This window comes from Streptacidiphilus sp. PAMC 29251, from assembly GCF_054208735.2.
Window position 1 is genome coordinate 101478 of the sequence record NZ_CM135725.2, and the last position, 23174, is coordinate 124651.

The 23174-nt window shown below is 68.9% G+C and carries 19 protein-coding genes; 9 read left to right on the forward strand and 10 right to left on the reverse strand.

Going from position 1 to position 23174, the window contains the following annotated elements:
* The first annotated feature begins 200 nt into the window (after positions 1-200).
* The 8 genes from ACXKR8_RS00580 to ACXKR8_RS00615 all read left to right on the forward strand — a co-directional run bounded on the left by ACXKR8_RS00580 (position 201) and on the right by ACXKR8_RS00615 (position 8085).
* The gene (locus ACXKR8_RS00580; RefSeq protein WP_458270945.1) at positions 201-1337 is read left to right on the forward strand and encodes a LacI family DNA-binding transcriptional regulator; all 1137 of its coding nucleotides are present in this window, start codon (positions 201-203) and stop codon (positions 1335-1337) included.
* The gene (locus tag ACXKR8_RS00585; RefSeq protein ID WP_458270946.1) at positions 1330-2313 is read left to right on the forward strand and encodes a ribokinase; all 984 of its coding nucleotides are present in this window, start codon (positions 1330-1332) and stop codon (positions 2311-2313) included. Before ACXKR8_RS00580 ends, ACXKR8_RS00585 begins: the two co-directional genes overlap by 8 nt.
* Complete coding sequence (gene rbsD, locus ACXKR8_RS00590) at positions 2303-2698, forward strand: D-ribose pyranase (protein ID WP_458270947.1); 396 nt, start codon at positions 2303-2305, stop codon at positions 2696-2698. Before ACXKR8_RS00585 ends, rbsD begins: the two co-directional genes overlap by 11 nt.
* Before the next feature lie 90 nt (positions 2699-2788).
* Positions 2789-3763, forward strand: a complete 975-nt coding sequence (locus tag ACXKR8_RS00595; RefSeq protein WP_458270948.1) for a substrate-binding domain-containing protein — start codon at positions 2789-2791, stop codon at positions 3761-3763.
* A gap of 11 nt (positions 3764-3774) precedes the next feature.
* Positions 3775-5310, forward strand: a complete 1536-nt coding sequence (locus tag ACXKR8_RS00600; protein ID WP_458270949.1) for a sugar ABC transporter ATP-binding protein — start codon at positions 3775-3777, stop codon at positions 5308-5310.
* Positions 5307-6332 (forward strand): ABC transporter permease, encoded by a 1026-nt coding sequence (locus tag ACXKR8_RS00605; protein WP_458270950.1) that lies wholly within the window; start codon positions 5307-5309, stop codon positions 6330-6332. The genes ACXKR8_RS00600 and ACXKR8_RS00605 overlap by 4 nt, the downstream gene beginning before the upstream one ends.
* 625 nt (positions 6333-6957) lie before the next feature.
* Positions 6958-7677 (forward strand): MIP/aquaporin family protein, encoded by a 720-nt coding sequence (locus ACXKR8_RS00610; RefSeq protein WP_458270951.1) that lies wholly within the window; start codon positions 6958-6960, stop codon positions 7675-7677.
* 3 nt (positions 7678-7680) lie between these two features.
* Positions 7681-8085, forward strand: coding sequence for a hypothetical protein (locus tag ACXKR8_RS00615; RefSeq protein ID WP_458270952.1), 405 nt, complete (start codon positions 7681-7683; stop codon positions 8083-8085).
* 764 nt (positions 8086-8849) lie between these two features.
* Here the strand turns inward: ACXKR8_RS00615 and ACXKR8_RS00620 are convergent.
* Complete coding sequence (locus tag ACXKR8_RS00620; protein WP_458266876.1) at positions 8850-9782, reverse strand: IS3 family transposase; 933 nt, start codon at positions 9780-9782, stop codon at positions 8850-8852.
* Positions 9758-10048 (reverse strand): transposase, encoded by a 291-nt coding sequence (locus tag ACXKR8_RS00625; RefSeq protein WP_458266877.1) that lies wholly within the window; start codon positions 10046-10048, stop codon positions 9758-9760. The genes ACXKR8_RS00620 and ACXKR8_RS00625 overlap by 25 nt, the downstream gene beginning before the upstream one ends.
* Positions 10049-10087: 39 nt before the next feature.
* Here ACXKR8_RS00625 and ACXKR8_RS00630 point away from each other — a divergent pair, with 39 nt between their 5' ends.
* Positions 10088-15823 carry a LamG-like jellyroll fold domain-containing protein gene (locus ACXKR8_RS00630; protein WP_462100206.1) on the forward strand — a complete coding sequence of 1912 codons (5736 nt, stop codon included), beginning with the start codon at positions 10088-10090 and terminating at the stop codon, positions 15821-15823.
* Positions 15824-16189: 366 nt separating this feature from the next.
* On the opposite strand, the gene ACXKR8_RS00635 is transcribed toward ACXKR8_RS00630, so the two are convergent.
* The 8 genes from ACXKR8_RS00635 to ACXKR8_RS00670 all read right to left on the reverse strand — a co-directional run bounded on the left by ACXKR8_RS00635 (position 16190) and on the right by ACXKR8_RS00670 (position 22960).
* Complete coding sequence (locus tag ACXKR8_RS00635) at positions 16190-16822, reverse strand: helix-turn-helix domain-containing protein (protein ID WP_458270954.1); 633 nt, start codon at positions 16820-16822, stop codon at positions 16190-16192.
* Positions 16822-18942, reverse strand: coding sequence for a hypothetical protein (locus ACXKR8_RS00640; RefSeq protein WP_458270955.1), 2121 nt, complete (start codon positions 18940-18942; stop codon positions 16822-16824). The genes ACXKR8_RS00635 and ACXKR8_RS00640 overlap by 1 nt, the downstream gene beginning before the upstream one ends.
* Positions 18943-19253: 311 nt before the next feature.
* Positions 19254-19619 carry a GntR family transcriptional regulator gene (locus ACXKR8_RS00645; protein ID WP_458270956.1) on the reverse strand — a complete coding sequence of 122 codons (366 nt, stop codon included), beginning with the start codon at positions 19617-19619 and terminating at the stop codon, positions 19254-19256.
* A 551-nt stretch (positions 19620-20170) separates the two neighbouring features.
* Complete coding sequence (locus tag ACXKR8_RS00650; protein WP_458270957.1) at positions 20171-20473, reverse strand: hypothetical protein; 303 nt, start codon at positions 20471-20473, stop codon at positions 20171-20173.
* A 170-nt stretch (positions 20474-20643) separates the two neighbouring features.
* Entirely contained in the window at positions 20644-21294 is a 651-nt protein-coding gene (locus tag ACXKR8_RS00655) for a YhjD/YihY/BrkB family envelope integrity protein (protein WP_458275271.1), read from the reverse strand.
* 15 nt (positions 21295-21309) lie between these two features.
* Complete coding sequence (locus tag ACXKR8_RS00660) at positions 21310-22242, reverse strand: IS3 family transposase (RefSeq protein WP_458266876.1); 933 nt, start codon at positions 22240-22242, stop codon at positions 21310-21312.
* Complete coding sequence (locus tag ACXKR8_RS00665; protein WP_458266877.1) at positions 22218-22508, reverse strand: transposase; 291 nt, start codon at positions 22506-22508, stop codon at positions 22218-22220. The genes ACXKR8_RS00660 and ACXKR8_RS00665 overlap by 25 nt, the downstream gene beginning before the upstream one ends.
* Before the next feature lie 62 nt (positions 22509-22570).
* Positions 22571-22960 (reverse strand): YhjD/YihY/BrkB family envelope integrity protein, encoded by a 390-nt coding sequence (locus tag ACXKR8_RS00670; protein ID WP_458270958.1) that lies wholly within the window; start codon positions 22958-22960, stop codon positions 22571-22573.
* Between the last annotated feature and the right edge of the window lie 214 nt (positions 22961-23174).

Sequence of the window (23174 nt, forward strand, 5' to 3'; positions counted from 1 at the left end):
CCGATTTCTTTCGGGGGCTCGGGGGTCGTCGCCCGGCGTGTCGCAGTACGTGCTACTTAAATCTCACAGCTGACCCCTTGCGGTTGCGCGGGTTGCTTCACATAATCCTGCAACCCGGACGCAACACGAGTTGCCAATACGAGTTGCCAACGCGTGTTGCGTCCGGACCGACGATCAACGAAGACCTTCGGGGGCACAGCATGGCAACACGGCAGGACGTGGCAGGACTGGCGGGCACCTCGCCCTCGGTCGTCAGCTACGTGCTCAACAACGGGCCCAGGACGGTCGCCCCCGCAACCCGGGAGCGTGTACTGGCCGCCGTGCAGCAGCTCGGCTACCGCCCCAACGCGGTGGCCCGCTCGCTGCGGCTGAGCCACACCATGACCCTGGGCCTGGTGGTCCCGGACGCGGCCAACCCGTTCTTCGCGGAACTGGCCCGCACCCTGGAGGACCACGCCTGGTCGGCCGGCTACACCCTGCTGGTCGGCAATACGGTGGACGACCCGGGCCGCGAGGCCGGCTACATCAGGACCTTCATCGACCGTCAGGTCGACGGCCTGGTGCTGATCCCGGCCCAGGGCGACCAGCCCTGGCGGACCGAACTGGCCCGCTCCGGCGTGCCCAGCCTAATCTTCGACCGCGAGCTCGAGGGCGTCGAGATCTCCCAGGTGCTGGTCGACAATGTGCGCGGGGCCCAGCTCGCCACCGAGCACCTGCTCGCCCACGGCCGCCGCCGGGTCGGCTGCATCGCAGGACCGCTGGGCATCCACCCCACCGTGGACCGCGTGGTCGGCTGGCGGCTCGCCCTGGAACAGGCCGGACGCAAGGCGGGCTCGGGGTCCGGCGGCCGCACCGGCTGGGAGGCCTGCCCCGAGGCGGCCCCCCTGCTGCACGGCTCCTTCGGACGCCTCGACGGCTACCGCTCGGGACGGGCCCTGCTCTCGCGGGACCGCTCGGTCGACGCCCTGTTCGTCACCTCCGACGAGCAGGCCGCGGGCGTACTGCGGGCAGCGACCGAACTCGGCATCAGGGTCCCCGAGGACCTCGCCCTGGTCTCCTTCGACGGCATCGCCGCAGGCGCCTACACCACCCCGGCCCTGTCGACGATGCGTCAGCCCGTCGACGACCTGGGCCGCACCGCCATCGCCCGGCTGCTGGACCGGATGAAGGACCCTGACCTGCCGCCCAGCCGGGACGTGCTGCCGGTGACCCTGCTCGCCAGGGGCTCCTGCGGCTGCCCCGACCCAGCCGGCGGGGAGCACCCCGCCGATCGGCGGACCGGCAGTGAAAGCACCAACCCTCACGAAGAGAACAGCGGAGCACTGATAAATGACTGAGCGACTCGTCGTGGTCGGCAGCCTCAACATGGACCTGTCGGTCACTGTCCCCCGGCTCCCCGAACCGGGGGAGACCGTGTCAGGGGCCGACGTGGTCCGCGGAGCCGGCGGCAAGGGCGCCAACCAGGCCGTCGCCGCCGCCAGACTCGGGGCCAGCGTCCGGATGGTCGGACTGCTGGGCGACGACGCCTTCGGCAGCGAGCTGCGCACCTGCCTCGCCGACGAGGGCGTGGACGACCGCGCCGTCGCCGAGCTGCCGGGTGCCGCCTCCGGACTGGCCCTGATCGTGGTCCAGCACGACGGCGAGAACACCATCACCCTCTCGCCCGGCGCCAACCACCACTTGGACGAGAAGGCCCTGCGGTCACTCACCGACGGACTGCTCGCCGCCCCCACCGACACCGTGCTGCTGCAACTGGAGGTGCCACTGCCCACCGTCCTGGCCGCCGCCCGCACCGGGCGCGCGGCAGGAGCCCTCACCGTCCTCAACGCCGCGCCCCGGCCCGAGCCGCAGCCGCTGCTGGCCGAACTGCTGCGGGAGATCGACGTACTGGTGGTCAACGAGACCGAGGCCGCCGGACTGCTGGGAATCGACCACCACGACGACGTCCTGGACTGGACCGTGCACGCCGACCGGCTGCGCGGGCTGGGCCCGGAGACCGTGGTGATCACCCTCGGCGCGGCCGGGGCGGTGGCCGTCGGCCCGCTGCACCGGCACCACCAGCCGGGCTTCCCGGTGCACGCGGTGGACGCCGTCGGCGCGGGCGACGCCTTCTGCGCCCAGCTCTCCATCGCGCTGGGAGCCGGCACCCCGCTGCCGGAGGCGGTCCGCCGGGCCTGCGCGGCCGGGGCACTGGCGGCGACCAGGGCCGGGGCCCAGTCCTCGCTGCCCACCCGGGCCGAGGTGGACGCACTGCTGGCCGCGGTGCTGGTCGCCGACGTCCCGGCCCCGGCGGAGGCGCACCATGCGCACTGACGGACTGTGGCACCCCCGGCTGCTGCAGCTGATCACCGCCCTGGGCCACGGCGACCTGCTGGTCGTCGCCGACCCCGGACTCCCGGTCCCGGCGGGCGTGGAGACCGTCGACCTGGTCTGGCGGCGCGGCGACCCGCCGTTCCTGCCGGTGCTGGCCGCCGTCCTCGGCGAGCTGGTGGCCGAACGGATCACCGTGGCGGCGGAGGCCGCCGACCCCGAGCTGCTCACGGGCCTGGCCGAACTGGCCGACCGGCACGCACTCGCCACCGAACGGGTCCCGCACGAGCAGCTGAAGCAGCTCACCCGCGGTGCCCGGGCCCTCGTCAGGACCGGCGAGGCAACCCCCTACGCCAACGCGGTCATCCGCGCCGGCGTGCCCTTCTGACCTTCCCCCAGCACCACGGCGCCACCTCTCGCGGTACCGGTTTGCCCAAAACCGAACGAAACAGCCCTTCCCACTCGAAAGGCAGTCCCCATGAAGCTCAGGTTCGCCCTCACCGCCACCACCGCCCTGGTCGTCGCCACCGCACTGGCCGGCTGCGGCCAGGAAGGCAGCAGCAACAGCGCCAAGTCCACCGCCTCCGCGTCCGGCGGCAAGCCCACCATCTGCCTGGTGATGAAGTCCCTCGGCAATGACTACTTCCAGACCATGGAGAAGGGCGCCGAGGACCACGCCAGACAGCGCGGCGACCTGACCCTCGAGGCCAGCGGCATCCAGAACGAGACCGACATCGACGGCCAGGTCGCCGACATCAACAAGTGCATCACCGACAAGGTCGGCGCCATCGTCATCGCCCCCGCCGACTCCCGGGCCCTGGTCGCCCCGCTCGGCCGGGCCGCCAAGGCGGGCATCAAGCTGGTCAACATCGACGTCCAGCTGGACCCGGCCGCGCTGAAGTCCGCCAGTCTCGACATCCCCTTCGCCGGCCCCGACAACACCCTGGGCGCCCAGGAGTCCGGCGCGGTGCTCGCCAAGGCACTCGGCAAGGGCGGCAAGGTGGTCATCCTGGAGGGCATCTCCGGCGCGGCCAACGCCCAGCAGCGCAAGGCGGGCTTCGAGGCGGCGGCCACCGCCGGCGGCCTCGACGTGATCGCCTCGCAGTCCGCCAACTGGGAGACCGACCAGGCCTACACCGTCACCACCAACCTGATCACCGCCCACCCCGACATCACCGGCATCCTCTCCTCCAACGACGACATGTCGCTGGGTGCGGTCAAGGCCATCGCCGCCGCGAAGAAGACCGGCCAGATCAAGGTCGCCTCCTTCGACAACATCGATGCCCTGCACCCCTACATCCTCAACGGCACGGTCGTCTCCACCGTCGACCAGTTCGCGGGCAAGCAGGCCGGCGACGGCATCGACATCGCCATGGACCTGATCGCCGGCAAGACCGAGACCGGCTGGATCAAGACCGACATCAAGGTCGTCACCAAGTCCGACCTCGGCTGACAGGCACTCCCATGACAACCACCGACACGCCCGTCCTCGAGGCCGTGGGGATCAGCAAGCGCTTCCCCGGGGTCCGCGCCCTGGACGGAGTCCAACTGCAGCTCCTCCCCGGCGAGGTGCACGCCCTGCTGGGGGAGAACGGCGCGGGCAAGTCCACCCTGGTCAAGATCCTCGCGGGGATCCAGCCGGCCGACGAGGGCAGCATGACCCTGGGCGGCGAGCCCTACGCCCCCACCGACGCCGCCGCCGCCATCAGGGCGGGCGTGCAGGTGGTGCACCAGGAGCTCAATCTGCTCCCCAACCTCACCGTCGCCGAGAACCTGCTGTTCCAGCGGCTGCCCAAGCGCTTCGGCCTGGTCGACCGCAAGGAACTCGACCGCAGGGCCGCCGAACTGCTGGCCGAGGTCGGACTCGACGTCAGCCAGCGCACCAGGGTCGAACGGCTCGGCATCGCCCAGATGCAGCTGCTGGAGATCGCCAGGACGCTCTGGCAGGACTGCCGGGTCCTGGTGATGGACGAACCCACCGCGACGCTGACACCGCGTGAGAGCGAGCGGCTGTTCACGCTGCTGCGCAGGATCACCGCACGCGGCACCGCCGTCCTCTACATCTCGCACCACCTGGACGAGGTGTTCGAGATCGGCGACCGGATGACGGTCTTTCGCAACGGACGCTTCGTCACCACCCGCGACCTGGCCGACACCAACACCGCCGAAGTGATCCGGCTGATGGTGGGCCGCGACCTGGAGCAGGAGTACCCGCCGCACCTGGAGCGGGAACCGGGCCAGGAGCTGCTGCGGGCAGAGAACCTGGTCCCGCCGGGCGGACACCCCGTCAGCTTCACCCTGCACGCCGGCGAGGTGGTCGGTGTGGCTGGGCTGGTCGGCTCGGGCCGCACCGAGACGGTGCGGGCGCTCTTCGGCGCCGACCGGGCCACCGGCGGAGAGGTACTGGTCAAGGGCCGCAAGGCCAGAATCAGGACGCCTCGCGACGCAGTCAGGCTCGGCATCGGGCTGCTGACGGAGGACCGCAAGAGCCAGGGCCTGGTCCTGGACATGCCGGTGGCCGCCAACATCACCCTCGCCGCCACCCACAAGGTCTCCAGATGCGGGTTGCTGCGCAGAGCCGAGGAGACGCGACTCGCCCAAGCCGCCGTCGACGGCCTCGGGATCCGCGCGCCCGGCGTGCGGACCGCGGTGCGCACCCTCTCTGGCGGCAACCAGCAGAAGGTCGTGCTGGGCCGTTGGCTGCTGGCCGACACCGACGTCCTGGTCGTGGACGAGCCCACCCGGGGCATCGACGTCGGCGCCCGCTACGAGATCCACCAACAGCTGGTGGACCTCGCGGCGCAGGGCAAGGGCCTGCTGGTGGTCTCCTCCGACCTGCCCGAACTCATGGGCATCTGCGACCGCATCCTCGTCTTCTCACGCGGACGCCTGGCCGGCGAGGTACCCCGCGCGGAGTTCGACAGCTCCCACATCCTCACCCTGGCCTACTCCGCCTTCACCACCGAAGCCGCTGCCCCCACGAACGGTGACACCCCATGAGCACCACTGACACAGCCGCTCCCGCGCGCAAGCCGCGCAACGCCGCCGCCCTGGCCCGCCAGGTCCTGGGCGAGGCCGGCACCGGCATTGCCCTGCTCGGGCTGGCAGTCATCTTCACGGTGGCCGCGCCCAAGTTCCTGACCTCGGACAACCTCACCAACATCGCCACCGAGATCACCCTCAACACCATGCTCGCGGTCGGGATGACCTTCGTCATCCTGGTCGGCGGCATCGACCTCTCGGTCGGCTCGGTGATGGCGCTCTCCGCAGTGGTCTCCGGACCGATCCTCACCGCCCAGGGACTGCCCACCCCGGTCGCCGTGCTGCTCACCGTACTGGTGTCTGCCCTGGTCGGGATGGCCTGCGGATTCGTCAACGGCCTGGTCTCCGAGCGCTGGCGGGTGCCCTCGTTCATCATCACCCTGGGCATGCTCAACGTGGCGCGCGGCGCGGCGCTCCAGTACACCAACGCCAAGACCATCTACGACTTCCCGCCGGGCTTCAGCACCTTCGGCACCTCCACCGTGCTGGGCGTGCCCAGCCTGTTCTGGATCGCCCTGGCCATGGTCGCGGTCGGCCACTTCGTGCTCACCCGCACGGTCTTCGGCCGACTGGTCTTCGCCATCGGCAGCAACGAGGAGGCGGTCCGGCTGTCCGGGCACCGCACCTCGATCGTCAAGGTCGCTGTGTTCGTCATCAGCGGCCTGACCGTCGGCATCGCCGCCGTCACCTACATGGCCCGGCTCAACATCGCCAGCCCGATCCTCGGCGACGGCTACGAGCTCAACGCCATCGCGGCCGTCGTCATCGGCGGCGCCTCGCTGGCCGGCGGCAAGGGCTCCATGATCGGCACCCTGCTCGGCGCCTGCCTGCTGGGCGTCCTCACCAACGGCCTGCTGCTGATGGGGGTCTCCGACTTCCAGCGCCAGATGATCACCGGCCTGGTCATCATGGTCGCCGTGGTCGTCGACTACTACCGCGGCCGGCTCGCCTCCAGACTGCCCGCCGAGAGCCTCGGCTGAGGCGGGGCAGAGAACCATGGCCCGGCACCCCTCCCCGGGGTGCCGGGCCATGCTCGTTCGCAGGTCCAGAGGTACCCATGCGCAAAACGCGCCCTGCTGGAGCCTCATAATCCATAGGCGCACAATATTCGTCATTACCTGGAGTTGTATGTGCATCGCGGGGTGGCCATTCTGCAATCATCGGTCAGGCATGGTATCCGCGCAGCGGGAAAATGTCATGGCCATGGCTTTGTTGGGTGCGCATGTGAACGCGACCCTGTGCGTGTCGCCCCCGTCCGACTCGCCGGTCGGGGACTGATGCCTGCAGAGGCATGGAATGGCAGGGCAGGTCGGCGGCCACTCCGCGCACACCCAGCCGAAGTGCCCGAGGGCCGCTGAACGATCGCGGCGAGAGCCGGCCTGTGGGTCCAGGGGGGGCACGGCGGACCCGGGAGTACAGTCCCACGCGCTGAGATACGCGCATAATGCCCGACTTTGCCGTGCCGTCATGATTTCGTAAGAAGTAGGGGGCTGGGAGTTTCCGTCCTCGTCCGCCTAGCCTGCGGGTGGAAATCGTCCGCCCATTTCGGCGCCTGCCGTTGTGCGACGGTAAAGCCGCGCACGATCGTCCGACCGGAATCCGCTGATGCCACACGAATCATCCACTATTTATGGAGGAGTCGTTTTGCGTAAGTATTTAGTTGAATTCATCGGGTCATTCTTCCTCGTCCTGACGGTTGGCACTTCGGTCCTGTCGGGATCCCCGCTGGCGCCCCTGGCCATAGGCGCGGTGCTCATGGTCATGGTCTACGCCGGAGGGCATGTCTCCGGTGCCCACTACAACCCCGCGGTCACCCTCGCGGTCCTGGTCCGCGGCCGGATCCCTGCACCGCGGGCAGTGGGGTACATCGCGGCACAGCTTGCTGCCGCCGCAGTGGCGGCACCGCTCGCGCGGTGGGTGGCCAACCCGAAATCGGTGACGGCCCTGTCCCTGTCCGGGCGGCATCTTGCCTCCGCGCTGGTGGTCGAGGCGCTGTTCGCCTTCGCCCTGGCCTACGTGGTCCTCAACGTCGCCACGGTCGCAAGCCATCAGGACAACTCCTTCTACGGCCTCGCCATCGGCTTCACGGTTCTGGCCGGCGCGGCCTCTGTGGGCGGCATCTCCGGGGGCGCCTTCAACCCCGCGGTCGCTCTGGGGGGTGCTGTGATGGGACTGTTCGGCTGGTCGGACCTGTGGGTGTACCTGGTGGCCGACCTCGCCGGCGGCACATTGGCCGGCGTCGCCTTCCTCTTCCTCAACCCGCACGAGCACGAGACCGTGGCGGAACCCGAAGCAAGCACCCTCAGCCCCGCCGCACAGTCCTGACAGATGAGTGCCGGCGACGATACAGAGACCCGAACCACGGCCGCCCAGGCAGTGCCGAATCCCACCGGGCCGCATCCCGGCCCGCCTTCCGCGGTGGTGGTGGCCGCTGAGGAAGTAGCGGAGGCGTGCTGGCGACTGGCGAACGCCGTGGCTGCCACCAGGATGCCGCCCGAGGACACCCATCAGGTGGCGGGCCGCCTGCTCGGGGCAGCCGACGCCCTGGGCGTCCTCGCGCGCGTCACCGCCGACGACACGGCAAGCAGCGAAGTGGCAGCACCGGGTACTACGCCGCCTCCCTGGAGAGCCGTCGACCTGGGGCTGGCGGCCGTGTTCCACCACCTCTACCTGTCCATCCCCGCCGATCACCCGGCAAGGCAGTGGTTCATCCGGTACGCGCAGGCAGACTGATCCACCGATCACGGTGCGGTGGCACTGGAGGCGGAACGGAAGCACATCCCCGCGCCGTCTACCCCAGTGCCACCTCCACCACGATCCGGGCCCTTCGATCAGTGCGCCCACACCCTGGGACACCGAGACCCCTTCTACCGGTGACGCTCCAGGTGTGCCCCGGGTGCCGGCGGTATCTGGGGCCGTCTGGAGGTGGTGAGGGTCAGATGCCCTCGGCGAGCGGCGGGCGGGGTAGGGGTGTTGTCTGAAGTCCTCATGCAGGGTGGGGAGTTCGTGCTGTACTGGGCGCGACAATCCATTGCTGTAGGTGACGTCTCCCGGTCTGGCGGCCAGTTCGCCGGCCTGCTGCGAGGCGACGCTTTGGCCTGATACCCACCCGCCGGCATGACCGCCCTCCCGCGACTGGGGGCACCCGCCTGCCCCGTGTGGGGGGACCTGGCGTATCACCTATGCGGCTACGTATTCGGCGTAGCCGTTTTCGGCGGTGCCCAGGGATTGCCGCACGGGTTCTTCAATGACCGCAAGCGTGAGCGTGGAGGCGTCTGGATCATGCAGGACAAGAATCTTGTGAAGGTCTACAGCGACAGGGTCTATACCTCGACCACGATGGTGCGTCACCAGGGGATGGTGGTGGCGTTCGGGTTCGGTGCCGACCGTGGGGTCTACTACAGCGTGCTCAGCCTGGACCAGGCCGACCGGGTGCGTGGGCCGCTGGACGCGGCGTACTGGAGCAGTGGAGGCCGACCGATTTCGAAGACAGTCTTTTATGCTGCTAGTGCTGCGCTTAGTGTGGACCCACTCTCGTATTCATAGGGAGATAGGTAGCCGAGCTCACGTTGAATCCTGTGTCGATTGTAGTAAGACTCGGTGTATTCAAATATTGCACTCCCGACCTGCTTTATTGTTGTCCACACGTGCAGGTGGATCAATTCCTTTTTCAGGGTTGCGTTGAACGACTCTGCTGCGGCGTTGTCGAAGCAGATCCCCGTCTTTCCTACCGAAGGCAGGATTCCGCTGTCAAGACATTGGTCGCGAAATTTACTACCGGTGTACTGACTGCCACGGTCTGTATGCATGACGACTTCACCCTGTGCCGGCTGGCGATTTCGGATCGCCATGTCTAGCGCCTGGATCACCATGTCTTCGCGCATGTGGTCAGCGACCGACCAGCCGATGAGCTTCCGCGAATACCCGTCGATGACTGTCGCCATATAGGCCCAGCCTTCTGCGGTGTGAATGTAAGTGATGTCACCGTACCATATCTGGTCTTTCTTTTCCGGGACGAAATTCCGCTCGACGAGGTCCACCAGGCCGCGCCTGTTCGCCGGATCCTGGACGGTGGTGGCCTTGTAGGGCCGTGGATGGATGCACGCCAGCCCAGCGGCCCTGGCCAGGCGTCGGACGCGCTTGGGTGACACGCGCTCGCCCTGGCGGGCCAGCTGCGCGTGTATCCGGTCGATCCCGTAGCGACCCCTGTTGACTTTGTCGATAGCGATGATGAGTCGGGTAAGTTCGACATCGCGTCGTGCGTGTGCGGACTCCTCACGGCGGATCCACGAGTAGAATCCGGTACGCGATACGTCCAGCATCTTGCACATGAAGTTGATGGGATATATGAAGCGGCGTGGCTTGCCGACCTGCTCGTCGTGGACTTGCAGGATGAAGGCGAACTTTATTGGTTCTGGCTCGCAAACCACGCCGCTGCTTTTTTTAGGAAGTCCCGCTCCATGCGGAGCTTCCGTACTTCGTCTTCGAGTTCCTTCATATGGACGCGCTCGTCGATGGTCAGCGGCTTGTCTTTGATGCTTCCGCTCCTCTTCGCGGCATTTACCCAGTTTCCTAGGGTTCCCTCGTTCAGACCGAGGTCCCGGGCAATCTCAGCCACGGGCCGGCCGGAGCTCACCACTAGCTCTACGGCCTCTGCCTTGTACTCCTGGGTGTACTTCTTCCGCTTTGAAACCATCGTGCACTTCCCACTTGACACTTGAGTGAACTACTTCCAGTGTCCACGAAAGTGGTCGGGGTTCAGTTCTCCCGCTGGCAGGTCTTCGCTTCGGACGGCGAGGCCATCTACAGCTACAACCTGGAGCAGAGCGCCGAGGGGCTGTTCAACGTCGCGGGGACCCAGCTCTACACCAGCCCCGATCCGAGGTTCGCCGGCTCGGTACTGGAGCGCGCCCCGGGCATCGACTCGAACACGATGCGGCCGCTGGTGCCGGTGGCTGTGGCCAAGGACCGCGGTGGTACGGCGCTGCGTTTCGAGGGGAGTGCTAGTGGGCCGGTGATCGCGGGCAGGGTCGCCATGGCGGTGCCGCAGGGCCCTTACACGGTGGAGGCGTGGATCAGGCCCACGGCGCCCCGGGGGCTGATCGTGGCGCGCACCGATGCGTCTACCTTCGGGACTCCGGTGTATGTGAGCCTGAACGCGGCGGGGAACCTCGTGTTCGGCCATGGCGCCCAGACGCTCACCTCCACCGCTGCGGTTCCGATGGGGGTGTACGCGCATGTGGCGGCGGTGTTCGACGGGGCGGTGATGCGGCTGTTCCTGGACGGCGCGGCGGTGGGGACCTGTGAGACGACCGCGGCGGTGGCGGTCACCGCTCAGCTGTTCATCGGCAAGCGCATGGTCTCGGGCACCGCGTCGCCGGACCCTTTCACGGGCGAGATCGACGAGGTGCGGATCTGGGGTGTGGAGCGCACTGATTTCACCGATCGGGCGCGGCGGCTGGTCGGCACCGAGCCGGGCCTGTTCGCCTATTTCCCGTTCGACGAGGGCGCCGGCAGGAAGGTGTCGGACCGTACCGACAACCGCTTCTCGGGCACGCTGGGCCCCAGTCCGGTGTGGGTGACCTCGCAGGCGCCGCTGTACGAGGGCCCGGGGGTGTCGCGCACCTCCTTCGCGGTCTCCGGGCGCACAGTGACGTCCGGGCTGTCGGCGACGCTGTACTTCCAGCAGGAACCCGCGGTGACGGGGTATGCGGTGACCGCGTCGCAGGAGAAGCGGCAGGCGCGGGTGCTTTTGGCGTTCGCCACCGCCGGGCCACCGCCCCAGGGCGAGCCCGCGGACCGCTCGTACGTGGCGAGCGTGGACTGCGCGCTGACAAAGGACGGCCGCGTGGCCACACCCTCGGGGTCCATCGACCTGGCCTGGGTGGGCCGCCCGGATCCCACCGCCGATATACAGAAGCTGGGGGCGGCGCAGGCCGCCGTCACGGCAGCGCGCGGCCAGCTCGCCAACGACCAGGCCCTGTCCAACAGCCTCGATGCCTACACCGCGCGCCTGAACTACCTGTACGACAAGGTCTACGGCGGCACGCCGGGTTTCACGCTGCGCGACCTGAACAGGAACATCGTCGGGCCCGCCCGCAACAGCCAGCGTGAGGAGGAGCGGAACTACCTCGCGGAGGCGGCCACCTTGGAGCCTCTCAAGGCCCAGGCCATAGCGGCCCGGGGGCGGTTGGGTGCGGACGGTGCGGCGCTGAGCGCGGCGTTGAACACACTGTCCACGCTCAGCGGCGGAATGCTGGGCGCGGCCGAGGCGGTGCTGCCGATGCCGACGGTGTACACCGACCGGTCGGGTCTGAGCGTGCTGGGGGCGCTGCTGTCGTTCGCCTGGACCGGGCAGGCGCCGTTCCTGCTGGACAGCTCGAGCGGCGAGGTGGTGCTGTACTTCCGCGGCGGGCAGGGCCAGTTCTTCGCCGTCTACTACGCCACCACCGTCTCGCGGGCCGTCAAACGGATCACCGTGCCCGACGGGGCACTGTGCCTGACCAGCAGCGACGCCGCTACCACCCAGGCGGACCTCGAGGTGACGGTGAGCGCGACCGGCACCGGCACACGCACCGTGGTCATCACCCGGGGCACGAGCACCGAGACGTTCACCTCGGTCCCGGAGCGGGCCGACCTGCTGGCCGGCGTCCTGAACGGGACCCTCAGCGGCGTCGACCTCGGCACGGTCCTGTCGGCCAAGGACACGAGCGTGACGCTGCAGGAACCGCTCACCACCACCCTTGTCCCGGGGTCAGCCGTCACCATCGGCCAGGAGAGCCGCACGGTCGCCTCCGCCCAGGCCGGCTCCGCCCAGATCACGGTGACCACCGGCAACCTCACCCCCGCGCCGGGCACCAGGGTCCGCACGGCGGCCTACGACTACAGCCTGGCCTCCGCCAACACACCCGGCGTTTCGCTGGCCCGCGGCTCCCAGCTCATCAGCGCCCACGCCGGGACCGCCGTCGGACCGGTGGCCGCCGGAACGGCAGAGAACCTCAGCGAACCGCTGGTGCCGCGGTGGCACGGCGACGCGCCGGGCCGGGCATTCTCCTTCGACGGCACCGGCCAGCGCCTGGAACTGGCGAGCACAGCGAACCTGGCAGGGCTCGCCACCCCCGGGGACCTGACCCTGGAGGCCTGGGCCTTCCCAACGTTCGTCAACGCAACCGTGCGGATCCTGAACACCGAACTGGGCGACACCCGCTACTCCCTGGGCCTGGAAAAAGCCGTGCTGCCCTCAGGCACGGCCGGCTACACCCTCCTGGGGGTGGTCAACGACCAGGTCGTACGCGGCACCGAGGTCTTCCCCCTGTCCCAGTGGGGGCAGGTCGCGATGGTGTTCGAGCAGAACTGGGCCATCGCCATGAACGGGAGCGGCTACCTGGACGCCGGCGGCCCCGGCGGCCTGGACATCGTCGATGACCTGACGCTCGAGGCGTTCGTCAGACTCGACTCCCTGGGCACCGTGCAGGGACTGATCGGCAAGGGCGCGATCGGCGGCGCCGCCTACCAGGCCGTCCCCTACTCCTTGTATGTGGAGGCCGACGGGCAGCTCGCCTTCACCTTCGAGTCCGGTTCCGGCGGCGCGGGCGCGCAGGTGACCCACCAGTCGGGGGTCAACCTGATCGCAGGCGTCTTCTACAAGGTCGCCGTGACCCGGAAGAACCCCACCAGCCCCGGCGGCAAGGTGGAGATCCGCTTCTACGTCGACAAGGCAGGCTTCACCCCTGTCCAGCAGACCTACGCCGGTGCCAAGCCGGTCGGCAACGACGCGCCGGTGCAGTTGGGGCGCCACCGCGTGGGCAAGGACGCCTTCGGGCTGCGGGGCGCGCTCGCGCAGGCGCGGATCTGGAACATCGTGCGCGACGCGGACCAGATCGGAGCCCCGATCACGGAGAAGGCATCCGGCCTGGTGGCGTGGTGGACCTTCGCGGAGTCCACCGGCGCACAGGCAGCGGACCGGCTCGGCTCCTACCCCGCCACGCTGTACTCGGTGGCCCGCGTCCGCACCCCGGACCCGGCAGGCAACCGCTTCACCCTCTACCTCAACGGCACCGCCACCCCCGCCAAGCTGTCCCCCCCGCCCAGCCTCGTGTCCAGGGACGACGGGAAGAGCCCCCAGCACAGCGCCGTGGCCGGGCGCAGGTCGCCCACCGGCTACGGCCAGGCCTTCACCGGGGACCTGGACGAGATCCGGGTCTGGCGCACCGCCCGCACCCAGGAGCAGATCCTGGACAACATGTTCGGCCGCATCCACGGGGACCGCGAGGACCTGATCGCCTACTACCCCTTCGACACCGACGACACCCTCGCCGGCGCGCAGATCCGCGACCGGGGACTGGGCGGCCAGGACCTGCTCCAGTCCTCCCCTCCCCCGAAGATCGTCCTGTCGACGGCGCCGATCTCCAACGACAGCTCCCAGGTCCGCTCGGCGCTGACCGGCATCCGCACCCCCTTCCACCTCAACATCGCCGCCACACCGGCCACCACCGAGTACGGCGACGTCCAGCAGGCCGTGCACGGCGCCACCTTCGGGGTGATGAAACGCGCCTACAGCCACCTGCAGGGCACGGACTGGGTGCTGACCAGCGGGTACAAGATCGGCGAGCTGGCCACCACCTGGGTGGGACAGGTCCAGTTCGACCCCCAGCTCATCGGCTACATCGAAGGCGCCCCACCGGTCCCCTCGGAGAACCTGGTCGCCGGCACTGCCACCGACTACGCCGGCGCCTCCTCGATCGCCTTCGTCCAGGCCGACAACGTCGTCAACGCCCTGTCCTCCTCCAGGAACCACAGCGTCGACGCCTCCGTGAAGCTCAAATTCGACGTCTCGGTCAAAGACGAGACCTTCCTGATCGCCGCACCGCTGGGCGTCGGCACCGCCAAGCCCGCCGGCTCCCTCGCCTTCGACTTCGGGGCGAGCCTTGAACTGAAGTTCTCCAACAGCTGGACCAACGAGACCAAGGTCACCCAGGGCACCAACACCACCCGCACCAGCCGCGTCGACCTGACCGGCGGCTGGGAGAACCCCAAGAAACAGGTCAACCCCACCGCCGGGCAGCGGTGGGTCCCGGCCAACACCGGCTTCGCCGTCGTCCAGTCCGAAACCGCCGACCTGTACGCGCTGCGCCTGGTCCACACCGGCGCCATCGTCGCCTACCGGACGCTGCCCAGCCCCGACATCCCCCGCGACTGGAACCTCATCCCGTTCCCCATCAACCCCCGCTACACCAAGCAGGGCACCCTGGACGGGGTCGTCGGCTACGCCGAGCAGGGACCCGGCAAGGAACTGCGGCCCTTCGCGGACCCCAGCTTCCCCAAGGCCGCCGACGGGGTGCGCGGGGAGTTCAGCTACTACCGGCCCGCAGAGGCCTACCGGATCAAGAAGCGGATCCAGCGCGAGCAGCAGCAGCTGCAGGGTTTCTACGAATCGACCTCCACCGAGACCCACGCCCCGGACCCCACCCACGGGCAGGCTGCCAAGGTCCTGAACGGGATGATGGGAGGTACCGGCGCCGAGGCGGCTCTGGGCACCGACCCCGGCAAGGCCCGCGAGGCCGCACGCTCGGGGTCGCGCCGCAACATCGTCAACACCTACGTGTGGACCGCCGCGGGCGGGTTCTTCGCCGAGACCACCGGCACCACCGACCAGGTCACCGAGACCACCACCGGCAGCTTCACCTTCACCGGCACCATCGGCGGCAGCTTCGCGGTGAGCTTCGACGTCTTCGGGGCCGGCGGCAAGTTCGGCATGGAGTCCTCCTACGGCACCGGCTACAGCGTCACCCGCAGCAAGTCCAAGGACGCCACCCGCACCTTCAGCCTGGACGTCACCTGCACACCCGGGCGCCAACTGCAGAAACACGACGGCGACACCCCGCTCTTCGACGCCCAGGACCGACCCGTCCTGGTACCCGGCCGCGTCGACGCCTACCGGTTCATGAGCATCTACCTCGACACCACCACCGACAACTTCGAGGACTTCTACGGCAAAGTCATCGACCCCGAATGGCTGGACCGCGGCAAGGACCCTGGCGCCCTGGCCCTGCAGGGCGCCCGCCAGTCCGACCGCAAACCCCCCTGCTGGCGCATCCTGCACCGCGTCACCTTCGTCAGCCGCGTCCAGGACACCACCCCCACCACAACCCCCTCCCTGGCCCAAGCCATGGGCACCCTCGGCATCACCAGCGACTACCAGCTCATCAAGCAACTGGAGCCCTACCTCGCCGGCGCCACCACCAACCCCGCCGCCCTGACCGCCGCGGCAAAAACCGCCCTGGCCGCCCACTTCCCAACCCTGACCCCCTACACCGACACCATCACCACCCGCCTGGCCGACTACTACACCACCCCCACCCCGCCCCCCGCATCGGCACCCATCCCGGCCCCGACTCCAATCGCTCCCATCCCGGCCCCGGCCATCCCCGATGCCACGCCGGCCCCCACCCCACCCCGACCACCACGCTGACCAGCAGTACCGGCACGGTCCCCAGCGGAACCGGCATCACCTTCCAGTACGCCACCACAGCCGCCACCGCCGGCCCCAAGAACTGGATCGGCATCTACGTCGCAGGCGTAACACCCGGCACTGCGGCGTCCCTCACCTACCTCTACGCCCCCGGCACCACCGGAAGCCTCACGTTCCCCACCACCGGCAACATCACAGCCCCGGGAAGCTACGCCGCCTGGTACCTCCTCAACGACGGCTACACCCCCATGACCAAACCCGTCCCCTTCACCGTGACCTGACCTGACCTGACGAGTAGCCGGGGACAACCACCCCCGGCTCTCCCACCCGGCACACCGCGACGTCGCTCAGTCACAGCGGGTTTGGTCAGGTGACGTCGAAGTCGTTCTCGTCCCAGGTGAAGTCGTCTTGCCCGAAGCCGCCGTAGGCGCTGCCGCCGTTGAAGTAGTCGGCGAGGGCCTGGCCGATGACGCCCCGCACCTGGTCCTCGTCTTCGGCTATGGCCAGGGCTGCGGCCTGATCGCCGGTCAGGTTGACGTGGACGTCGCGGGCGCGGACGGCGTCGGAGCCGCGGATCTCGAACGTCATGGCGCGTCCGACCCGGGCGGTGTGGGCGGAGAAGCGGCCGGTCTGCTGCAGCTGCTTGGCCTTGCGGGCGCGGCCGCGTTCGGTGGTCTGGACCTTGACCGCGTCGGTGGCGAGGCGGTCGGCCGTCGTGGCCGGGCGCGGCAGCGGAGTCTGGCCGGCCGCCGCCCGGGTCTTGTTCGTCTTCTCCCACCGCCGCTCCGCCGCTTTCGAGAGCTTCGGCGGGGTGCGGGTGCCGTCGATCCAGCGCTCAACGGTGCGCGGGCTGACCCCGCAGGCGGCGGCCATGGCCTTGGTGTTGCCGCCGAACGCCTTCTCGCGGACCTGCCCGGCCTGCGTGGTGGTCTGCACGGGGGCCTTCCGCGAGGGGAACAGCGCCTCGCGCACGCGCCCGAACATGCCCTTGCCGGCCATCAGTTCCTGCCTTCCTCATCGGCCCGGGCACGGTCGGCGTCGGCCTGGGCCTGGTCGACGGGGGTGCCGTCGGTGGTGAACATGTGGACCAGCTTGGAGGGGTGCTCGCGCCGCCCCAACGCCTCGATCACCGCCGTCATCGGGATGGACGCCTCGTGCTTGTGGCTGCCCGGGGCGATGCCCATCCGCAGCGCGCCGGGGACCGGGCTGCCGTCCGGCTTGACCGGCAGGAGCTCCAGCGGGGACGGCTGGTTTGCCGCGTAGAGGTAGGAGTCGACGTTGACCGCGATCGGGGCCCGGCCGGTGAGCTGGAACGTCTTGCGCATCCGGCGGTGGGCGGCGATGCGGGCCGCGGCGATGATGTGCAACCGGATCTCGGGGCGGTAGGTCCAGGAGGTGGCGACCTTCTCCAGCCAGGTGTCATCGTCCAGGTGGCGGGCGGAGTCGGACCACTTGCCGATGCCGCCCTTGTAGACGTTCTTGTAGAGGCCGGCCAGCACCAGGGCGTCGGCGAGCACCGGGTCGGCGCCGGTCTCCTTGTGGGCCGCGTAGGCGGCTAGGAACTCGGTCGGGCTCTGGCCGTCGACCAGGCCCAGTTCGGCATAGGTGCGTTTGTAGCCGCCGCGCAGGTGCCCGGTCCACTCCTTCAGCAGCGGCACCGTGTGCGTCGACAGCAGGGCGTCGGTGATGGTGGCCGGGTTGAAGCCGTAGGTGGTGGCCATGTAGGCGATGGTGGGGGTGGCGTACCAGCCCGGTCCGGTCGGTGCCAAGCCGTGGAAGGTGGCCGGGTGCGGCAGCAGCTCGTCCACCGCTGTGGTGGTGAAGTCGCACCACCACAGGCCGGCGACCTTCCCGCCGTCCCACGCCGGGTGCTTGACGTGGACCAGGAGTCCGGCGGGCAGGCGCAGGGACTCGGTGACGGACAGGTAGGAGGCGCAGACGTCGACCGCGACCGCGTACGGGCACCCCGCCTCCGCCTCGGTGGGCATCCTCGCCCACCACTTGTAGTCCTCCTCCTCGCACACCGCCTCCTTGCGGGACAGCAGCTCGCGGGTCAGCGGGTGCCGCGCCCCGGCGGCCGGGGCCACGCACAGGTCGCCGACCGGCAGGGCGCCCTCGCGCAGGTGCGAGGACCACTCCCCCGTCGTCTCGTCCTTGGTCCACTCCACCCGGGGGCGGACCGCGTCCAGGAGCAGCATCGCGGTGCTGGCCGTGGAAGCGCCGGGGGCGACGCCGAGGTCGGCGGTGAAGGCGCGGATCCGGCGGGCCAGGGTCAGGCCGTCCCGGATGCCTTCGGAGGTGGTGGCCAGGGGGGTGACCACGGCGTTGGTGGCCTGCTGGCGGTTGTCTCCCTGGCCCAGCCACGGGGCGGCCAGGATGCCCAGTGAGGTGCGGGGGCCGCCGGTGGCGCCCTTGCGCCGGAAGGCCCTGAACGTGGGGCCGATGGCGTCGGAGACCTCCATGCCGACCGTGGCGGCGGCCTTGGCCAGCTTGGCGTGCAGCGCGGCCAGGGCCTTGTCGGTGGTGGGCAGGGCGGCGGCCAGGCCGAGCTGGTGGAGGGCGGCGGCGGTCAGCACGACCATGCCGTCCCCGCCTCGTCCGGCCGGGTGGGCGCGCTCGATGCGCAGCGGCAGGCCGGTGCCCAGCCACGCGAACCAGTCGCCCAGCTTCGCCCCGGCCGGGACCGGCATCTGCTCCACGTCCGGCAGCCAGCTGCCATCGGCGGCCACATCCAGCGCGACAGCAGGCCACCACCGGGCGACACCCGCTGGGGTGGCACCGGCGGCCGGGCGGGTGGCGGTGGGTCGGGAGGCGGTGCGGGACGGGGTGGAACGGCGGCCCTGCCCCGGAGGCGGGGTCCACGCAGTGGCGGCCGACACCGGCGCGGGGGCCGCGGCCGGGACGGCGGCGGGCAGTGCGGGCGGGGCGGGCACGGCCTGGACCGGTATGGCGGCGGGCTCGGGCGCGGCGGCGGGCGGCTGCTGGGTGCGGCAGAAGCCTCCGACGTGCTGAGGGACGCCGCCGACGCGGATCGGGGTGGGCTGGCCGCACCACCGGCACGGCAGCGGCTCGTGCATCAGGTAGCCGCCGTCCGGGCCGCTGCCGGGCACCTCGGCCACCGGCGCAGCGACCGGAGCGGCCGGGAGCGGCCGGGAGCGGGGCGGCGGCCGGAGGAAGGGGCTCGGGGGCGGGGAAGCGATTGGCCAGGCCCTCCAGCAGACGGGCGTAGCCCTGGACGGTCTGCCCGGTGGGGGCGGCGGTGCCGGCCTCCCAGGCGAGGACGGTGTCGGAGTCGACCCGCAGCGCGGCCGCGATCTGCCCGGGGGTCAGGCCCGCGGCCAGGCGCAGCCGCTGGCGCTCCGCCGGGACAGGCAGCGCGGGGCCGTCGACGGCGGCCAGCAGGGCGTCAACGCCCGCGAACACGTCGTCGTCACCGCTGGACATCGGACTCCCCCTTCGGTTCGAGTTCTTCGAGCTGGTCGGCGATGGCGGCGATCCGGTTCGCGGCCTCCAGGGCGGCGATGGCGTCGCCGATCGCGGCCTGGGCCCCGCGCAGCCGCACCAGCAGTTCGTCGTTGCTGGGCTGCGGCAGGGCCGCGAGGAACGTGCCGTCGCCCTGGGAGATCCGCAGGACGCCCTCCTGGCGCAGATCGCCGGTGGCGCGGCGGACCGTGTTCAGCGAGACCTCGTAGTGCTCCATGAGGGCGGGCAGGTCCGGGAGACGGTCGCCTACGGCCCATTCGCCTGCGGCGATGCGCCGCCGCAGGTCGGCGTAGATCTGTTGATAGCGCGACATGGCACCATGCTAGCAGACTATCGGTAACTTTGCAAAGTTTGCATAGTTTGATCGGATGGTGCCGACCTGGGTGACATGGAAATTCCAGGGAGGCGTTGAGTCACTGGTTTGCGCAGGTCAGGTCCGACATGTCGTGCTTCCATGTCAGGCATTCGGCCGTCCTCATGTCAGCCATGTCACCCCGTCATGTCACTGCCGAACCGTCTTCATGTCAGCGGAGTATCGCGTGACGTCAGCGAAAGCGGGGCTGTGCTCCGGGCCCACGGCCGCTTTGTGGCGGCGCGGCGCAGCGCGGGCAACGGCACAGCAGCAACCAGGAGGTGGGCGTGAGTTGGGGCCTGGCGGTGTCGGCTCCCAGAACCAGCCGTAGTCCGCCATGGATGGGTGGTACGAGAGAGGGACGAGTGGATGCCCCTGTGCCGGACATCGGCGGCGTGTTCCGGGTCACTCCCCTGCCACCAACAGCCGGAGTTCCGCCCTCTTGTTCCCCCGGCGGCCGTGGTGCCGCCGTTGTGGAATGGGCAGGTCAGCGCGTTGCGGTCGGGGCGGGGTCAGATGACCGCAGCTGCGTTGTTCGCGGCGTCGAGGTGATGGGGGTGGGTCAGGCTGATGCGCAGTGTGTGGGCGGGTTCGGTGTCCTGGCGGTGCCAGCGGACGTCGAGGACGGTGTAGGCGGGGCCCTGGTTCAGCCATTCGGCGGCGGCCTGGAACAAGGAGGCGGGTTCTTGGGCGGCCAGCACCAGGGTGCCGTCGTCGTCCGCGGTGACCCACAGGTCCATGTGATTGTTCACGTACGCGGCCGCGCGCTCCCGCAGTTCCTGGGCGACTGTCATACCGTCCTGAGCCGTGATCATTTCGTCCCTCTCCGTACGCACTTGAGAGCCGTTACTGTACGGCCCCGTGCCCGCCCCATCGCAGGCCGGTCACGGACCGGATCGCCGGCATTCTACGGAATCGTGGTCAGTGCCCTTGCTGTGCTGGGCGATGCGATCGCTGATGCCGGGCGGTGGCACACGCTGGGTCGTTATGGGGTGGAGGTGGGCGGCGGGTTCTGGTCGAAGGCGACGTGGATGTCTTCGAAGGGCTTGTAGGTTTCCGTGGTGGCGTAGGAGATGTACGCGCGCTTGTCGGCACTCGTCAGGGCGGCGTCGTCGGTGAAGGGGGCCAGGAGGTTGCGGGGCCACAGTCGGCGGGTGCGTACCGCGGCGCTCTGTGCGCAGAGCACGAACGTCAGGGCGCCCAGGTACAGCCAGGCGATCAGGCCCAGCACGATGGCGAACATGCCGTAGGTGGCGGTGGCTCCTCGCAGGGCGTGGTTGACGCCGTAGGTGCTCAGGCCCAGCAGCACCTGCCAGACGGCTGCCGCGCCCAGGGCTTCGGGCCACAGGGCGGCACTGTTCAGAGCGCGGGCGGTCAGCACACGGAAGGTCAGCAGGACCAGGGCTGCATTGACGGCCACCGACAGTGCTGTCGCGCCGATCCGGGTGGCCCAGCTGATGTCGAGGCCGAACACGTGGGAGGTGGCGGCCAGTGCGGCCAGCGCGGTGGTCCCAACGACACCGGCGGCCAGGACCAGGAGCAGGAGCAGGCTGCGCGCTCGGGCGGTGAAGGGGTTAGGTCGGTTGTGCTGGGGGACGGCCCAGATCCTGTTGAGGGCGTTTGGAGGCCGACCGATTTCGAAGACAGTCTTTTATGCTGCTAGTGCTGCGCTTAGTGTGGACCCACTCTCGTATTCATAGGGAGATAGGTAGCCGAGCTCACGTTGAATCCTGTGTCGATTGTAGTAAGACTCGGTGTATTCAAATATTGCACTCCCGACCTGCTTTATTGTTGTCCACACGTGCAGGTGGATCAATTCCTTTTTCAGGGTTGCGTTGAACGACTCTGCTGCGGCGTTGTCGAAGCAGATCCCCGTCTTTCCTACCGAAGGCAGGATTCCGCTGTCAAGACATTGGTCGCGAAATTTACTACCGGTGTACTGACTGCCACGGTCTGTATGCATGACGACTTCACCCTGTGCCGGCTGGCGATTTCGGATCGCCATGTCTAGCGCCTGGATCACCATGTCTTCGCGCATGTGGTCAGCGACCGACCAGCCGATGAGCTTCCGCGAATACCCGTCGATGACTGTCGCCATATAGGCCCAGCCTTCTGCGGTGTGAATGTAAGTGATGTCACCGTACCATATCTGGTCTTTCTTTTCCGGGACGAAATTCCGCTCGACGAGGTCCACCAGGCCGCGCCTGTTCGCCGGATCCTGGACGGTGGTGGCCTTGTAGGGCCGTGGATGGATGCACGCCAGCCCAGCGGCCCTGGCCAGGCGTCGGACGCGCTTGGGTGACACGCGCTCGCCCTGGCGGGCCAGCTGCGCGTGTATCCGGTCGATCCCGTAGCGACCCCTGTTGACTTTGTCGATAGCGATGATGAGTCGGGTAAGTTCGACATCGCGTCGTGCGTGTGCGGACTCCTCACGGCGGATCCACGAGTAGAATCCGGTACGCGATACGTCCAGCATCTTGCACATGAAGTTGATGGGATATATGAAGCGGCGTGGCTTGCCGACCTGCTCGTCGTGGACTTGCAGGATGAAGGCGAACTTTATTGGTTCTGGCTCGCAAACCACGCCGCTGCTTTTTTTAGGAAGTCCCGCTCCATGCGGAGCTTCCGTACTTCGTCTTCGAGTTCCTTCATATGGACGCGCTCGTCGATGGTCAGCGGCTTGTCTTTGATGCTTCCGCTCCTCTTCGCGGCATTTACCCAGTTTCCTAGGGTTCCCTCGTTCAGACCGAGGTCCCGGGCAATCTCAGCCACGGGCCGGCCGGAGCTCACCACTAGCTCTACGGCCTCTGCCTTGTACTCCTGGGTGTACTTCTTCCGCTTTGAAACCATCGTGCACTTCCCACTTGACACTTGAGTGAACTACTTCCAGTGTCCACGAAAGTGGTCGGGGTTCAGTTCTGGGCTGCCTGGGCGGCGCCGAGTGCGCCGTAGAGGCTGCCTGCGATGCCGACGTAGAGCGCGACGGTGTTGCCGTGGAAGGAGTGGATGTTGGCGCCTATCTGGTCGCCGATGACGGGGAACTGGCCCAGGGCGGAGTTGAGGACCTGCTGTTGCAGCTGGGGGTTGCCGTGCAGGGCGAAGCCCAGTGCGGTGGTCAGTAGCAGGAGCATGGGGAACAGGGACAGGAAGCCGTAGTAGGTGAGCAGGGCGGCGAGGTAGGTGCCCTGGTCGTCGATGAACTTGTAGACCACGGCCAGGGGCAGGCCCAGCCAGCGGTGCCGGCGCTGGTAGCTGTCCAGTCGGCTGAACCAGGTCACGGGCTCGGTCCCATCAGTGGTCATCGGGTAAAGGTTGGGCGAGGTGGTACGAGGGCCGGCACAGGGCCAGGGGCGGTCGCACCGCGTGGCGCTTCGGAGCTGGCCGGGGGCGGCTGACTGATCGCCATTGCCTCGGGTGACGAGGAACGAACGGGCAGCACGCACAGTAGCGGTTTCGCAGTCGCTGAAGGAGAGCACCGGCACGAGGCAGGCGGCCAGGACGATCCAGATCCACAGC

Excerpts from the sequence above, each read along its gene's own strand:
- ACXKR8_RS00625 (WP_458266877.1), bottom strand. The coding sequence starts at position 10,048 with ATGGTTTCAAAGCGGAAGAAGTACACCCAGGAGTACAAGGCAGAGGCC.
- ACXKR8_RS00585 (WP_458270946.1), top strand. The coding sequence starts at position 1,330 with ATGACTGAGCGACTCGTCGTGGTCGGCAGCCTCAACATGGACCTGTCG.
- ACXKR8_RS00650 (WP_458270957.1), bottom strand. The coding sequence starts at position 20,473 with ATGATCACGGCTCAGGACGGTATGACAGTCGCCCAGGAACTGCGGGAG.
- ACXKR8_RS00665 (WP_458266877.1), bottom strand. The coding sequence starts at position 22,508 with ATGGTTTCAAAGCGGAAGAAGTACACCCAGGAGTACAAGGCAGAGGCC.
- ACXKR8_RS00595 (WP_458270948.1), top strand. The coding sequence starts at position 2,789 with ATGAAGCTCAGGTTCGCCCTCACCGCCACCACCGCCCTGGTCGTCGCC.
- ACXKR8_RS00635 (WP_458270954.1), bottom strand. The coding sequence starts at position 16,822 with ATGGCCGGCAAGGGCATGTTCGGGCGCGTGCGCGAGGCGCTGTTCCCC.
- ACXKR8_RS00580 (WP_458270945.1), top strand. The coding sequence starts at position 201 with ATGGCAACACGGCAGGACGTGGCAGGACTGGCGGGCACCTCGCCCTCG.
- ACXKR8_RS00600 (WP_458270949.1), top strand. The coding sequence starts at position 3,775 with ATGACAACCACCGACACGCCCGTCCTCGAGGCCGTGGGGATCAGCAAG.
- ACXKR8_RS00605 (WP_458270950.1), top strand. The coding sequence starts at position 5,307 with ATGAGCACCACTGACACAGCCGCTCCCGCGCGCAAGCCGCGCAACGCC.
- ACXKR8_RS00610 (WP_458270951.1), top strand. The coding sequence starts at position 6,958 with ATGCCACACGAATCATCCACTATTTATGGAGGAGTCGTTTTGCGTAAG.
- ACXKR8_RS00670 (WP_458270958.1), bottom strand. The coding sequence starts at position 22,960 with ATGACCACTGATGGGACCGAGCCCGTGACCTGGTTCAGCCGACTGGAC.
- ACXKR8_RS00645 (WP_458270956.1), bottom strand. The coding sequence starts at position 19,619 with ATGTCGCGCTATCAACAGATCTACGCCGACCTGCGGCGGCGCATCGCC.
- rbsD (WP_458270947.1), top strand. The coding sequence starts at position 2,303 with ATGCGCACTGACGGACTGTGGCACCCCCGGCTGCTGCAGCTGATCACC.
- ACXKR8_RS00615 (WP_458270952.1), top strand. The coding sequence starts at position 7,681 with ATGAGTGCCGGCGACGATACAGAGACCCGAACCACGGCCGCCCAGGCA.